This window comes from Bacillus sp. R86525 (assembly GCF_042466195.1).
Classification (GTDB): domain Bacteria; phylum Bacillota; class Bacilli; order Bacillales; family Bacillaceae_G; genus Bacillus_A; species Bacillus_A nitratireducens.
The window spans coordinates 5065163-5079224 of record NZ_JAXHPX010000007.1 but is presented as its reverse complement, the minus strand read 5'-3'; the positions used below and the strand labels follow the sequence as shown (position 1 = coordinate 5079224).

General features: G+C 36.3%; 12 protein-coding genes and 1 riboswitch. Of the genes, 9 read left to right on the top strand and 3 right to left on the bottom strand.

The features are described 5' to 3' along the window. Positions 1–69: 69 nt before the first annotated feature. A complete protein-coding gene (locus SJY24_RS28725) occupies positions 70–447 on the bottom strand; it encodes a YgaP family membrane protein (protein ID WP_377867081.1) in 378 nt (125 codons plus the stop codon). 296 nt (positions 448–743) lie between these two features. Between SJY24_RS28725 and pcrB the strand changes: the two genes are divergently transcribed. The 6 genes from pcrB to pruA all read left to right on the top strand — a co-directional run bounded on the left by pcrB (position 744) and on the right by pruA (position 9493). Then, positions 744–1433 (top strand): heptaprenylglyceryl phosphate synthase, encoded by a 690-nt coding sequence (pcrB, locus tag SJY24_RS28720; RefSeq protein WP_377867080.1) that lies wholly within the window; start codon positions 744–746, stop codon positions 1431–1433. 12 nt (positions 1434–1445) lie between these two features. Then, positions 1446–3689, top strand: coding sequence for a DNA helicase PcrA (gene pcrA / locus SJY24_RS28715; RefSeq protein ID WP_128856113.1), 2244 nt, complete (start codon positions 1446–1448; stop codon positions 3687–3689). 15 nt (positions 3690–3704) lie between these two features. Then, positions 3705–5714 carry an NAD-dependent DNA ligase LigA gene (gene ligA, locus SJY24_RS28710; RefSeq protein ID WP_377867079.1) on the top strand — a complete coding sequence of 670 codons (2010 nt, stop codon included), beginning with the start codon at positions 3705–3707 and terminating at the stop codon, positions 5712–5714. A 16-nt stretch (positions 5715–5730) separates the two neighbouring features. After that, positions 5731–6927 carry a CamS family sex pheromone protein gene (locus SJY24_RS28705; RefSeq protein WP_377867078.1) on the top strand — a complete coding sequence of 399 codons (1197 nt, stop codon included), beginning with the start codon at positions 5731–5733 and terminating at the stop codon, positions 6925–6927. Positions 6928–7022: 95 nt separating this feature from the next. Then, positions 7023–7793 (top strand): TSUP family transporter, encoded by a 771-nt coding sequence (locus tag SJY24_RS28700; protein WP_071747201.1) that lies wholly within the window; start codon positions 7023–7025, stop codon positions 7791–7793. A 152-nt stretch (positions 7794–7945) separates the two neighbouring features. After that, on the top strand, positions 7946–9493 hold the full coding sequence (gene pruA / locus SJY24_RS28695; RefSeq protein WP_000259543.1) for an L-glutamate gamma-semialdehyde dehydrogenase: 1548 nt from the start codon (positions 7946–7948) through the stop codon (positions 9491–9493). A gap of 313 nt (positions 9494–9806) precedes the next feature. Here pruA and SJY24_RS28690 read toward each other — a convergent pair whose 3' ends face one another. Further along, entirely contained in the window at positions 9807–10352 is a 546-nt protein-coding gene (locus tag SJY24_RS28690) for a cysteine hydrolase family protein (RefSeq protein ID WP_377867076.1), read from the bottom strand. A gap of 242 nt (positions 10353–10594) precedes the next feature. Continuing rightward, a riboswitch (SAM riboswitch) is annotated at positions 10595–10699 on the top strand. Between the two features lie 126 nt (positions 10700–10825). Here SJY24_RS28690 and SJY24_RS28685 point away from each other — a divergent pair. From SJY24_RS28685 to SJY24_RS28675, 3 genes are read left to right on the top strand one after another with little or no spacing between them, the layout of a single operon-like run. Further along, positions 10826–11845, top strand: a complete 1020-nt coding sequence (locus tag SJY24_RS28685; RefSeq protein ID WP_377867074.1) for a methionine ABC transporter ATP-binding protein — start codon at positions 10826–10828, stop codon at positions 11843–11845. After that, a complete protein-coding gene (locus SJY24_RS28680; protein WP_001261864.1) occupies positions 11835–12500 on the top strand; it encodes a methionine ABC transporter permease in 666 nt (221 codons plus the stop codon). Before SJY24_RS28685 ends, SJY24_RS28680 begins: the two co-directional genes overlap by 11 nt. A 21-nt stretch (positions 12501–12521) precedes the next feature. Further along, positions 12522–13376 (top strand): MetQ/NlpA family ABC transporter substrate-binding protein, encoded by an 855-nt coding sequence (locus SJY24_RS28675; protein WP_377867073.1) that lies wholly within the window; start codon positions 12522–12524, stop codon positions 13374–13376. Between the two features lie 167 nt (positions 13377–13543). Here the strand turns inward: SJY24_RS28675 and SJY24_RS28670 are convergent, their stop codons facing one another. Next, on the bottom strand, positions 13544–14026 hold the full coding sequence (locus tag SJY24_RS28670) for an HXXEE domain-containing protein (RefSeq protein WP_377867072.1): 483 nt from the start codon (positions 14024–14026) through the stop codon (positions 13544–13546). Positions 14027–14062 lie beyond the last annotated feature (36 nt).

The following is a 14062-nucleotide window of genomic DNA, read 5'->3' as shown; positions in this document are numbered from 1 at the left end:
AAAGAAGACTTAACCGCCCACTGCAGCAGCTAAGTCTCTTTGAGAGCATCTTGCATCGTGACAAATGATTCAAAGCGGTTTTGCCAGGATTAATTCTTCAATCGCTGACTCAATCTCTTTGTCAGAAGTATCATAACTTCCATTTGACTTTGGTTTGTCATGACTGGAAGTTTGATTCACTTCTTCTTTAGTATGTCCTTTTTCAGTAAAATTCATGCTAGGCATTTTAAATGCGCCCATACTCATATATTTTCCAAACTTACATGCTTCAACGATAGGGCAGAAACGAACGATGCCCTCTGCAATTTTCATGGCACCAATCCATAGTAAAACTTTAGACCAAGTGCACCAAGGTTTACGTACGAGTTTAGCTGTACTACAACCGAAGAGGATAAGTCCGAGTGTGATTCGAATTAGTGCACTAATTGTACCGATGTTTTGCTTCATTAGAAAAACACTCCTTTTTGATGAACTTCGAAATAGAAATACTATTTCATTTGTTAGTATTCCGTATAAGTTTTTTGATATGTAATCCAACATTTAACGTTGAAAAAGATGTTGGAATGGGCGTGTGTGTAAGTAGCTTTTTTTGTTATAATGAAAGAATGCATAAAAGGGAGCGCGAAACTTGACTCGCCTTTGTGAACAGATGTAGTAGAAAAACTTCAAAAATCCTAATAAAAACTAACTGCTTTTTTGAGCAGAGATATAGATATGATTAGAAAAAAAGAAAGGGTGTTTTCATGTACGATATTTCCAAATGGAAACATGTATTTAAGCTAGATCCAAATAAGGAGCTAAGCGATGAACATTTAGAAATGATTTGTGAGTCTGGAACGGATGCTGTTATTGTAGGCGGAAGTGATGGTATAACAATTGATAATGTATTACACATGCTAGTTAGCATTCGCAGGTATGCAGTTCCTTGTGTGTTAGAGGTTTCTGATGTGGAAGCAATTACACCAGGATTTGATTTTTATTATATCCCAAGCGTTTTAAATAGCCGAAAAGTAGAATGGGTAACAGGTGTTCATCATGAGGCATTGAAAGAATTTGGGGATATTATGGACTGGGACGAAATTTTCATGGAAGGGTATTGTGTTTTAAACCCTGAAGCGAAAGTAGCCCAGCTTACAGATGCGAAATGTGATTTAACAGAAGATGATGTGATTGCATACGCGCGTTTAGCAGACAAGTTATTACGTTTACCGATATTTTATTTAGAATATAGCGGTACGTATGGAGACATTGGACTTGTTAAAAATGTAAAAGCAGAATTGAAACAAGCTAAGCTATATTATGGCGGCGGTATTTCTAATGCAGAACAAGCGAAAGAAATGGCGCAGTATGCTGATACAATAGTTGTTGGAAATATTATTTATGATGATATAAAATCCGCGTTAAAAACAGTTAAAGCAGTAAAAGGAGAGTAGGTGCAGGCGTATATGAGTACGACAGATAGGTTATTAAATGGTTTAAATCCGCAACAACAAAAAGCAGTACAAACAACGAATGGACCACTTCTATTAATGGCAGGTGCAGGTAGTGGTAAAACACGTGTGTTAACACATCGTATTGCGTATTTACTTGGTGAAAAAGGTGTAGCGCCATGGAATGTACTAGCTATTACCTTTACAAATAAAGCAGCACGTGAAATGCGCGAGCGTATTGATACACTTGTCGGACCAGAAGCAGAAGATATTTGGATTTCTACGTTCCACTCTATGTGTGTACGTATTTTACGACGTGATATCGATCGTATTGGTATTAATCGTAACTTTACAATCTTAGATTCAGGCGATCAGTTAACTGTAGTCAAAAAAATTATGAAAGAGCGCAATATTGATCCGAAGAAATTTGAGCCGCGCTCTATTTTAGCTGGTATTAGTAATGCGAAAAATGAATTGTTATCTGCAGATAAATATGCGAAAAAAATTACAATCGCTGACCCATATGAAAAATTAACGAGCGATGTATATACAGAATATCAAAAACGTCTTTTGAAAAATAATTCATTAGACTTTGATGATTTAATTATGACAACGATTCAGTTATTTGAACGTGTTCCAGAAGTACTAGAGTTTTATCAGCGTAAGTTCCAATATATTCACGTGGATGAGTATCAAGATACGAACAAAGCGCAGTACCTTCTTGTTAAACATTTAGCAGCACGTTTTAAAAATTTATGCGTTGTAGGTGATTCTGATCAGTCTATTTACCGCTGGCGCGGGGCTGACATTTCTAACATTTTGTCATTCGAAAAAGACTATGAGAATGCGCAAGTTATTCTGTTAGAACAAAATTATCGCTCGTCACAAAATATTTTAAATGCAGCGAATGCTGTTATTGAAAAAAATTCAAACCGTAAACCGAAAAAATTATGGACAGACAATCAAGTTGGAAGCAAAATCTCGTATTACCGTGCAGCAACGGAAAAAGACGAAGCATATTTTGTTGCGAAAAAAATTCGTGACGATATTCAAATGGGAAAACGAAAATATACTGATTTTGCAGTGTTATATCGTACAAATGCTCAGTCTCGTATGGTCGAGGAGATTTTCCTGAAATCTAATATTCCTTACAAAATTGTCGGCGGTACGAAGTTCTACGACCGTAAAGAGATTAAAGATATTTTGGCGTACTTACGATTAATTGGGAATCCAGATGATGAAATTAGTTTCGCGCGTATTATTAACATGCCGAAGCGCGGAATTGGTGCGACTTCTATCGATAAAATTATTAATTACGGTGTACAAAATGGAATTTCATTAACTGCTGTATTCGATGAGATTGAACATGTTGGAGTAAGTGCGAAAATTACAAAGGCAGTAAAAGAATTCGCAGGTTTATTACACAACTGGGTAAATATGCAAGAGTATTTATCTGTTACAGAATTGGTTGAAGAAGTTATTGAAAAGACAGGCTATCGCGACATGCTGAAAAATGAGCGTACTTTAGAAGCAGAAGGTCGTCTAGAGAACTTAGACGAGTTTCTATCTGTTACACAAACATTCGAATCTCAAAGTGAAGATAAGAGCCTTGTTGCATTCTTAACAGACTTAGCTCTTGTTGCGGATATTGATCGTGTAGATGAAGATCCAACTGCTGGTGAAGAAGTTATTTTAATGACGATGCACTCAGCAAAAGGATTAGAGTTCCCGGTTGTCTTTATTGTTGGTTTAGAGGAAGGGATATTCCCGCATACTCGTTCTCTTATGGAAGAGGATGAAATGCAAGAAGAACGTCGTCTTGCTTATGTAGGTATTACTCGTGCAGAAGAAGAATTATATTTATCCAATGCACAAATGCGTACTTTATTTGGTAGAACAAGTATGAACGCATCATCTCGATTTATTACAGAAATCCCGGCAGAACTAGTGGAATCATTAAATGAAACAGCGCCGAAGCGTGAAACTTCGTTTGGGGCAAAAGGAAGAACGAAAAGTACAACAACAAGTACAACTACAACACGTTCTCGTTCAGCTTTCGTACGTCCTGCAGCTAAGACAACGGGCGGCGAACAAATTGGCTGGGCAGTAGGTGATAAAGCTTCCCACCAAAAATGGGGAGTCGGTACAGTTGTAAGTGTAAAAGGTGAAGGTGATGCAAAAGAATTAGATATTGCGTTCCCAAGCCCAATTGGTGTTAAACGTTTATTAGCAAAATTTGCACCTGTGACGAAACAATAGGAAAGGAATGAGGATATGTCAAAAGAGATAGCAAAAAAACGTATAGAAGAACTACGTGATTTGTTAAATACATTTAACTATCAATATCACGTATTAGACAATCCTTCTGTTTCTGATGCGGAGTATGACCGTAATATGCAGGAGCTTATAAAATTAGAAGCAGAGAACCCAGAGTTTATGAGTGAAGACTCTCCCTCCATTCGCGTTGGGGGGACTGTTCTTGATATATTTGAAAAAGTAACACATAAGTCACCGATGTTAAGTTTAGGAAATGCATTTAACGAAGGAGATTTACGTGATTTCGACCGACGAGTACGCCAAGGAATTGATGATGCGAATGTAAGATATATATGCGAATTAAAAATTGACGGACTTGCTGTTTCACTTCATTATGAAAAAGGACGCTTCATTCAAGGAGCAACACGTGGTGATGGTATAACGGGTGAAGATATTACCCAAAACTTAAAAACGATTAAAGCTATCCCGCTGCGTTTAAATGAAGAAGTAACGTTAGAAGCACGAGGCGAGGCTTATATGCCGAAGCGTTCATTCGTTAAGTTGAATGAAGAGAAAGAACAAAATGGTGAAGATGTATTTGCAAATCCACGTAATGCGGCAGCAGGCTCGATACGTCAACTTGATCCGAAAATTGCAGCGAAGCGTAATTTATCTATGTTTGTGTATGGTCTTTCTAATGTAGAAGAAAAAACAATTCCATCTCATAGTGAATCACTGGATTTTTTAGGTGAGCTTGGATTTAAGACGAATCCAAATCGTCGTACATGTGAAACAATCGAAGATATAATAGCCTATGTAGAAGAATGGCAAGAAAAACGCCCGCATCTTGATTATGAGATTGATGGAATCGTTATAAAAGTAGACGATGTTGCTCTTCAAGAAAGCTTAGGAACTACAGCAAAGAGTCCAAGATGGGCGATTGCTTATAAATTCCCGGCTGAAGAAGTTGTTACGAGATTAACAGGGATTGAATTAAGTGTCGGCCGCACAGGGGTTGTAACACCAACTGCAGAGCTAGAGCCAGTGCGAGTAGCTGGAACTATTGTTCGTCGTGCTTCTTTACATAACGAAGATTTGATTCGTGAAAAAGATATTCGAATCGGTGACTACGTTGTTGTGAAAAAAGCTGGAGATATCATTCCTGAAGTTGTGAACGTTATTTTTGATAAGCGTACTGGTGAGGAAGAAGAATATCATATGCCAACGCATTGTCCAGCGTGTGAGAGTGAACTTGTTCGTTTAGAAGAAGAAGTAGCACTTCGATGTATAAATCCGGCTTGTCCAGCTCAAATTCGTGAAGGATTAATTCATTTCGTTTCAAGAAATGCAATGAATATTGACGGACTTGGAGAACGTGTAATTACACAACTCTTTGATGCGGATTATATTCGTACGTTTGCTGATTTATATTCATTGACGAAAGAGCAATTATTACAGCTAGAACGATTCGGTGAAAAATCGGCAACAAATTTAGTCCAAGCAATTGAGAATTCTAAGGAAAACTCATTAGAGCGATTATTATTCGGTCTGGGTATTCGTCATGTCGGTGCGAAAGCGGCACGTACATTTGCTGAGCATTTCGAAACGATGGATGAGCTTGTGAAAGCGACGGAAGAAGAACTAAAAACAATTAATGAGATTGGTGAAAAAATGGCTCAATCCGTTGTAACGTATTTCGATAATGAAGACGTATTAGAGCTATTACAACAATTTAAAGAGTATGGCGTGAACATGGCATACAAAGGTATAAAAATTACTGATTTACAAAATGTTGAATCGTACTTCGCAGGAAAAACTGTCGTCTTAACAGGGAAGTTAGAAGTTATGGGCCGCAGTGAAGCGAAGAAGAAAATTGAGGCATTAGGTGGAAAAGTAACAGGAAGTGTTAGTAAAAGTACGGATTTACTTGTTGCTGGTGAAGCTGCTGGTTCGAAATTAGCACAAGCAGAGAAGCACAATGTTGAAGTTTGGAATGAAGAGAGGTTCTTACAAGAGCTGAATAAGTAAGAGGTGCAAACTTACGATGAAAAAAATAGCGTTAGCGGTATTAAGTCTTAGCCTACTTGTAAGTGGGTGTAGCATGGGTTCTAACAAAGATGAAAAAACAGTTGAGAAATCAGGGAAAGCGAAAGAGCAAGCTGTTATCTCAAAATATTCCATTTCGGATGAATATTATAAGACAACATTTCCATTTGATCCAGGTCATGCACGTGGTTTAGTTGGACAAAGTTTGAACAATCGTCTAGATATAGATGAATTTGAAACGGGACTAATGCGCATTGCGAAAGAATCATTTAGCACGAAAGATTATTTCTTTAAAGGTGGAGACGTTTTAGACACACAAACGATTCAAATGCTTGTGAAAAGAAAGCGTACAGATGCTGAACAAAAAGAGCTAGAGGATAAGTTGAAAAAAGATGCAGTTAAATTTCCAAATATAGGGTTAAATCCGACCTTAGGTGAAGGATCAGAATTATTAGAAGCAAAAAATACAAAAAATCCAATGTATATCTCAAATATTTTAGAACATGACTATTACTTACAAAATGGTAATAAAAGTACTGAGCCTGATGGTGTTGTAGTTGGATTAGCGATGAATTCGGTTCATTATTACGAGGAAGAGCATGGTTATCCGCGTGAGGCTAAAATCGAGCAAGAAAAGATGTTAGCTGAAGGGAAAAAAATGGCACAAGAAATCTTGAAAGTCATGCAGCAAAAAAAGCCTGGAATAAAAGATGTTCCGGTTACATTTGCAATTTATCGTCAAGGTCCCAAGTCTTCACTTGTGCCAGGGAATTTTGTTTCTTATGCTAAGGTAGAAAAAGGTAGTGAAACGGTTGAGGATTGGAAGCCGATTAATGAGAAATACTATCTGTTCCCGTCTGAACAAGCAAAATCAGATAATAAACGTGAAGATCTTGCAAGGGTGTCAAATTTTAAAGCGAAATTAAGTGAGTATTTCCAAGGCGATTATACAGCTGTTATCGGTACTGGAATGTATAGAGACGATGAATTAAAAGAAATGAAGCTCGATATTCCTGTCCAATTCAATGGGGAAGCTGAAGTGATTGGCTTTACACAATATGTAGCGGGACTTGTTATGGAATACTTCCCAAATTATATGAGAGTACAAGTGACAATTAAATCAGTGGAACGTCCAGAAGCAATTATTATACGTGAAGCGAAGCAAGATGAACCACTTGTGAAAATTTTAGATTAAAGATGAAAGCTGTTTCTATAAAGGAACAGCTTTTTTTCTTGAGGAATTTTGTTATAATTTTAAATGTTACAAATAAAGGGGTAAGGGGTAAGATCATGGAAGAACTAAGCTTTCAAGTCATTATTTTATTAATTGCATTCGGGTTTTTAGCTGCTTTTATTGATTCGGTTGTTGGAGGAGGAGGGTTAATTTCGCTTCCTGCACTTATGTTTGTTGGGTTATCACCAGCTTCGGCAATCGCAACAAATAAATTAGCTGCAACGATGGGGACGCTTACGAGTACAATTTATTTTATTCGATCAGGTAAGGTTGATTTTCGAATTGTAGGAAAGTTAATCCCATTAACTATTGTTGGAGCAGTTGCAGGTGCTTTAGTAGTAAAGTTTATTCCGCCTGATATTTTGCGTCCACTAGTACTTGTGATGTTGGTTTTTATTGCCATTTATATTATTGCGAAAAAAGATTGGGGAAGTGCATCTACCTATAAAAAGATGACAAAAGGAAAAACATTAATGTTTTTCTTTGTTATTTTAATGATCGGGTTTTATGATGGATTTTTTGGACCGGGGACAGGATCCTTTTTAATTTTTGCATTTTTATTAATTGGTTTGGATTTTATTCAAGCGGCAGCATCTGGAAAACTTTTGAATTTCGTTAGTAATATCGTATCTTTAATTACTTTTTTATTTTTAGATGTGATTCATTTTGAATACGGTATTATTATGGGGTTATCAATGATTTTAGGTGCTTATTTTGGATCGAAGTTTGCGGTTCAAAAAGGTGTTGGATATGTAAGGACTTTATTTTTATTAGTTACTATTTTATTAATAGGGAAAAATGTTTTGGAATATACTCATATTTTGTAGATTCATACGTATGTATGAATCTCTTTTTTTATTATATTTTAAAAATTTATTAATTTTTAAAATATAAGTCTAGGAATATTTGAATAAATCTAAATTATCGTGTAGAATAATGTTGTAAAATGTAAACGTTTTTCTAAGGGGAGGCTAAAAAAATGGTAGTAGCATACAAACATGAGCCATTTACAGATTTTTCAGTAGAGGCTAACAAATTAGCGTTTGAAGAGGGTTTAAAGAAAGTAGAATCTTATCTTGGACAAGACTATCCATTAATTATCGGGGGAGAAAAAATCACTACAGAAGACAAAATTGTTTCTGTAAACCCTGCAAATAAAGAGGAACTTGTTGGTCGCGTTTCAAAAGCAAGCCGTGAATTAGCTGAAAAAGCAATGCAAGTAGCGGATGCAACATTCCAAACTTGGAGAAAGTCAAAACCAGAAATGCGTGCAGACATTTTATTCCGTGCTGCAGCAATCGTTCGTCGTAGAAAACATGAGTTCTCTGCTATTCTTGTAAAAGAAGCAGGTAAACCATGGAATGAAGCAGATGCTGATACAGCAGAAGCAATCGACTTTATGGAATATTATGCTCGTCAAATGTTAAAATTAAAAGACGGTATTCCAGTAGAAAGCCGTCCAATTGAATATAATCGTTTCTCTTACATTCCATTAGGAGTAGGTGTTATCATTTCTCCTTGGAACTTCCCATTCGCAATTATGGCAGGTATGACAACAGCTGCTTTAGTTTCTGGTAACACAGTATTACTAAAACCAGCTAGTACAACGCCTGTAGTAGCAGCGAAATTTATGGAAGTATTAGAAGAAGCTGGTTTACCAGCTGGCGTAGTAAACTTCGTTCCAGGTAATGGTTCTGAAGTTGGTGACTACTTAGTAGATCACCCTCGTACACGTTTCGTTAGCTTCACTGGATCTCGTGATGTAGGTATCCGTATTTATGAGCGTGCAGCGAAAGTAAACCCAGGCCAAATTTGGTTAAAACGTGTTATCGCTGAAATGGGCGGTAAAGATACAATCGTTGTTGATAAAGAAGCAGATCTTGAATTAGCAGCTAAATCTATCGTTGCATCAGCATTCGGATTCTCAGGACAAAAATGTTCTGCATGTTCTCGTGCAGTAATCCACGAAGATGTATACGATCACGTATTAAATCGTGCTGTTGAATTAACAAAAGAATTAACAGTAGGTAACCCAGAGGCAAAAGATATCAACATGGGACCTGTTAATGACCAAGCTGCATTCGATAAAGTAATGAGCTATGTTGCAATTGGTAAAGAAGAAGGTAAAATCGTATCAGGTGGCGAAGGAGACGATTCTAAAGGCTGGTTCATCCAACCAACAATCGTTGCTGACGTTGCAGAAGATGCTCGCTTAATGAAAGAAGAAATCTTCGGACCAGTAGTAGCATTCTGTAAAGCAAAAGACTTTGATCATGCACTTGCAATTGCAAACAATACAGAATACGGTTTAACAGGAGCAGTTGTTACTAACAACCGTGACCATATTGAAAAAGCACGTGAAGACTTCCACGTTGGTAACTTATACTTCAACCGTGGATGTACTGGTGCAATCGTAGGTTACCAACCATTCGGTGGCTTTAACATGTCTGGTACAGACTCTAAAGCTGGTGGCCCTGATTACTTAGCACTTCACATGCAAGCAAAAACTACTTCTGAAACTTTATAAGAAATAGTAGAAAAGATCTTCACAGACTGTGAAGATCTTTTCTTTTTGAGAAACTCTCTATAATAGAAGCTAGTTAATTTCAATTAAGAAAAGATTACCAAATATTACTATTTCCTCTTTTGAATTAGTTAAACCCTATTAATAGTGGGATAAACATGCAAATAGAAACAAAACAGCGAGAAAAATTGACTTATTAGTCATATTTTTTAGTATTCATTTTGAGAATTTCCTGTATAATACAATTTGAAAGAAAATCTATGGTTAGACAAGAGAACACTCCTTTCGGTTTTGCTCACTGAAAGGGGTGTTTTTTTTACGTCGCCAAAAACTCTGCTGTACTCATTACATTTGCGTATGCTCCATTTAAACTCGCCAAAATTGTATTATGAATATAAACAGCTGGGATAGTAGCATTCTTAAATGAAAGATCTTTTGTAGCACAAGCATCGTGTATTAGGGTACAGTGAAGGCCAAAATCAAAAGCAGCCCTTACCGTAGCATCAATACACATATGGGTCATCATCCCGCATATTACGACGTGCTCAATTCCTGAACGTTGTAATTGTTCTAGAAGATCAGTTTCGCGGAAGCTATTTGGATAATGTTTAAGGATAACGGTTTCCTCTCTAAGTGGGCGGACATTTTCGTGAATATGGACACCTTCTGTATTGGGTAGGAAAAAAGTAGCGTTATCTTTTATAGCTACATGCTGGATATGAAAAATAGGTTCGTTTCTTATTCTAAAATGTTGCAGTAGCTGATTAGCATATTCACTTGCTTCTACTGGGTTACGTAATTCCATCTTTCCATTTGGAAAATAGTCATTTTGAATATCGACGAGCAAAAGGGCTGTTTTCATATATTCATCTTCCTCCAATTTCATATTCAAATAATGTTATTCAATGAGTAGAGAAGATTCTCCTTTTTAAAAGTATGAGTGAGAAGGATTTTACATAACTTTAAAAATCACTATTGTATTGTTACTTCTTATTTAAAAATTTAAATAGAGAAATAATTAATGTTTTTTCTAAAAATTGTATTGACTCTCATTATTCTGAGTTCTATAATAAGACTTAATTAAACGACAATTAAATCGATACACTCTTATCCAGAGAGGTGGAGGGACTGGCCCTACGATACCTCAGCAACGGGTTTTTTAATACCGTGCTAACTCCAGCAAGCCTATAAAGGCTTGGAAGATGAGAAGATGTGAATGAGTACATATAAAAGTGCTCTCCTTCTTATCTTTTATTACTGATAAGAAGGAGAGCACTTTTTATTTTACCTCGAAAGCTCTACTTCAAGTTTTTACAGCATATAGGAGGGAAGAAAATGATATCTTTTAACAATGTGAGTAAAGTATATGAATCAGGTGGGCAATCTGTTCATGCGGTTGAGGATGTAACGCTATCAGTTGAAAAGGGAGAAATTTTTGGCATTATCGGATTTAGTGGTGCTGGAAAGAGTACATTATTACGTCTAGTAAATATGTTAGAAAGACCAACTGCGGGAACGATTTCAATAGATGATAAAGATATTACATCATTAACAACAAAAGAATTAAGAAAGCTAAGAAAAAGAATTGGAATGATTTTTCAAAGCTTTAATTTATTTAATTCAAGAACTGTATTTGGAAATATTGCGTATCCATTAAAGTTAGCGAAATTGCCAAAGGATGAAATAAAAGAAAGAGTGAATGAATTACTAAAATTTGTTGGCCTAGAAGATAAAGCGAACTATTATCCAGAACAGTTATCAGGTGGACAAAAGCAACGCGTTGGGATTGCAAGAGCACTGGCGACATCGCCGGATATTCTCATATGTGATGAGGCAACATCAGCTTTAGATCCAGAAACAACGACAGAAATTCTGAACTTATTAAAGAAAGTAAATAGAGAGTACAATTTAACGATTCTACTTATTACACATGAAATGCACGTTGTGAAGGAAATTTGTCATCGTGTAGCTGTTATGGAGAAGGGAAAAGTTATTGAAGAAGGAAAACTATTTGACGTTTTTACACAGCCAAAAACGAAAACAACTCAAAATTTTGTACGCTCTGTCATTAATGATCACTTACCAGAAAGTGTGCTAGCGAAAATTCAAAACGGAGGTCAGATTTACCGCTTAACGTTTACTGGTGAGGAGACAGGACAGCCTGTACTATCATATATTGCGAAAAATTATAACGTTGATGTAAATGTTCTTTACGGAAATATTATTGAACTCCAAAATGTTCTATTTGGAAATCTTCTAGTAGAACTACAAGGTGAACAAAGAGAGATTCAAAAAGCATTACAACATCTAAGATTGCAAGTGCAGCTGAAGGAGGTAGAAGCTCATGCGAGTTGATTGGAGTATATTTTGGCCTCGCATATTAGATGCGACGGGGGATACCCTCTTAATGGTAATTGTAACCCTTATATTCGCTACAATTCTTGGTATACCTCTAGGTTTACTATTGTATGTGACGAGAAAAGGAAACTTTTTAGAAAATAAATGGGTCTTTTCTATTCTTAATATCATAATTAATACAATTCGTCCGGTTCCATTCATTATCTTTTTAGTAGCTTTAAGCCCACTAACAAGAAGTGTTATCGGAACGACGATTGGAACGGCAGCAGCAATCTTCCCAATGACGTTAGTTGCATCAATTGGTATTGCTAGAATGGTTGAAACAAATCTGGTTTCTGTTCCGAAAGGGGTAATTGAAGCAGCGCAAGCAATGGGAGCTTCACCAATTAGAATTGTTTTTGAAATTCTTGTGCCAGAAGCGTTAGCGCCATTAATCTTGGGTGTTACGTTTATGACAGTTGGTTTAATTGAATTTTCTGCAGTTGCTGGGCTTGTCGGTGGTGGCGGTCTTGGTGACTTAGCAATGACATATGGTTATCAACGTTTTGATACGTCAGTTATGTTTGTAACGGTTGTTTTACTTATTATTCTCGTACAAATAGCTCAAAATTTAGGAAACTACTTTGCAAAAGTCTTTTTACGTAGATCATAAAAGGGAAGAGGGGAAAAGAAAATGAAGAAAATTTTAGCATTTGCATTATCAGCGATCGTAGGAATTACAGCTTTAAGCGGCTGCTCAGGTGGAGACACAGGTGCAGGAGCGAAAGAGAAAGTAGTTCGCGTCGGTGTAACTGGAACAGATGGAGACGCTTGGGAAATTTTAAAGAAAAAAGCTGAAAAAGAAGGGATTAAAATTAAACTGGTTGAGTTCTCTGATTACACAACGCCCAACAAAGCGTTAGCTGATGGAGATATTGAACTAAACTCATTCCAGCACATTGCTTTCTTAGAGCAATTTAAAAAGGAGCATAAGTTAGATATTACAGCTGTTGGTACAACGCAAATTGCACCGATGGGCTTATACTCTGAAAAATATAAGAAAGCAAATGAAATCCCAGATGGTTCGGAAATTGCTATTCCGAATGATCCAACGAACCAAGCACGTGCATTAAAACTTCTTGATGCAGCTGGATTATTAAAGCTTAAGAAAGATTTTGGTCTATTTGGGGATCCAAGCGGTATCGCTGAAAATCCGAAGAAGCTAAAAGTTACACCGGTTATCGCACAGCAAACACCTCGTGTATTAAAAGATGTAGCAGCTTCAGTTATTAATAACGGTGTTGCTGGTCAAGCTGGATTAGATCCAGCGAAGGATCCTATTTTCTTAGAAGATCCAAAGAATGAAAATGCGAAACCTTATATTAATATTTTCGCAGCTCGTACGAAAGACAAAGATGATCCAACGCTGAAAAAAGTAATTGAATTGTATCATTCAAAAGAAGTAACAGATGCAATTAAGAAAGAAACGAATGATGGTTCAATTTCAGTAGATCTTTCACTGGATGAGCTTGCAAAAATCGCAAAATAATTATTGGGTTTAACGACTAGCAGTAGGAACCCCTCCGCTGTTAGCTCGTTCAACATATAATCTACTTAACAAACAAAACCCTAATTCTGTACCTTCCAATTTTGTATAACATAGAATCCAATGTTTGTTAAGTAGAGTGATGGACCAGGAGTTTTCCTGGTCTTTTTTTAATTAAAGCAGCTAGCTAATAATAAGGAAATCCAAATTATGATTGGGTAAGAGATTAAACTAAAAATGAGTGTACTTGCTAATTTCTTTTTAGGGATTAATAGTTTCCTTGATGAAAATAAGAAAAGAGAAAATAGGATAATGATAGATGCTGAGATTACTCCGGGATTATAAGAACGATAAATAACAAATAAAATAATATGCTGAACAGCGTTAAAGAAAATAGCTCCTTGAATAAAAATAACCCAGTAAATAGAAGATAAGATTTGTAATTGGTATAGAATGACTATGAGTAGAACAAAGGTTGTTAATATGGAAATTGCAATGAAAAATTGTTTGTTAGTTATGAAATGGATCGAAAATCGATTAGCAATATATTGTGGCATTTGGAAAGCTTCTTCAAGGTTATGAAAAAAGAATAGAAGGGGGATTAGCCAGAATATATTAGTGGTGAAATGTCTTGTTGAAGATGTTTTTATCAACTTATATCAGCTCCAATAAAAGGATAGAAAGCCTAT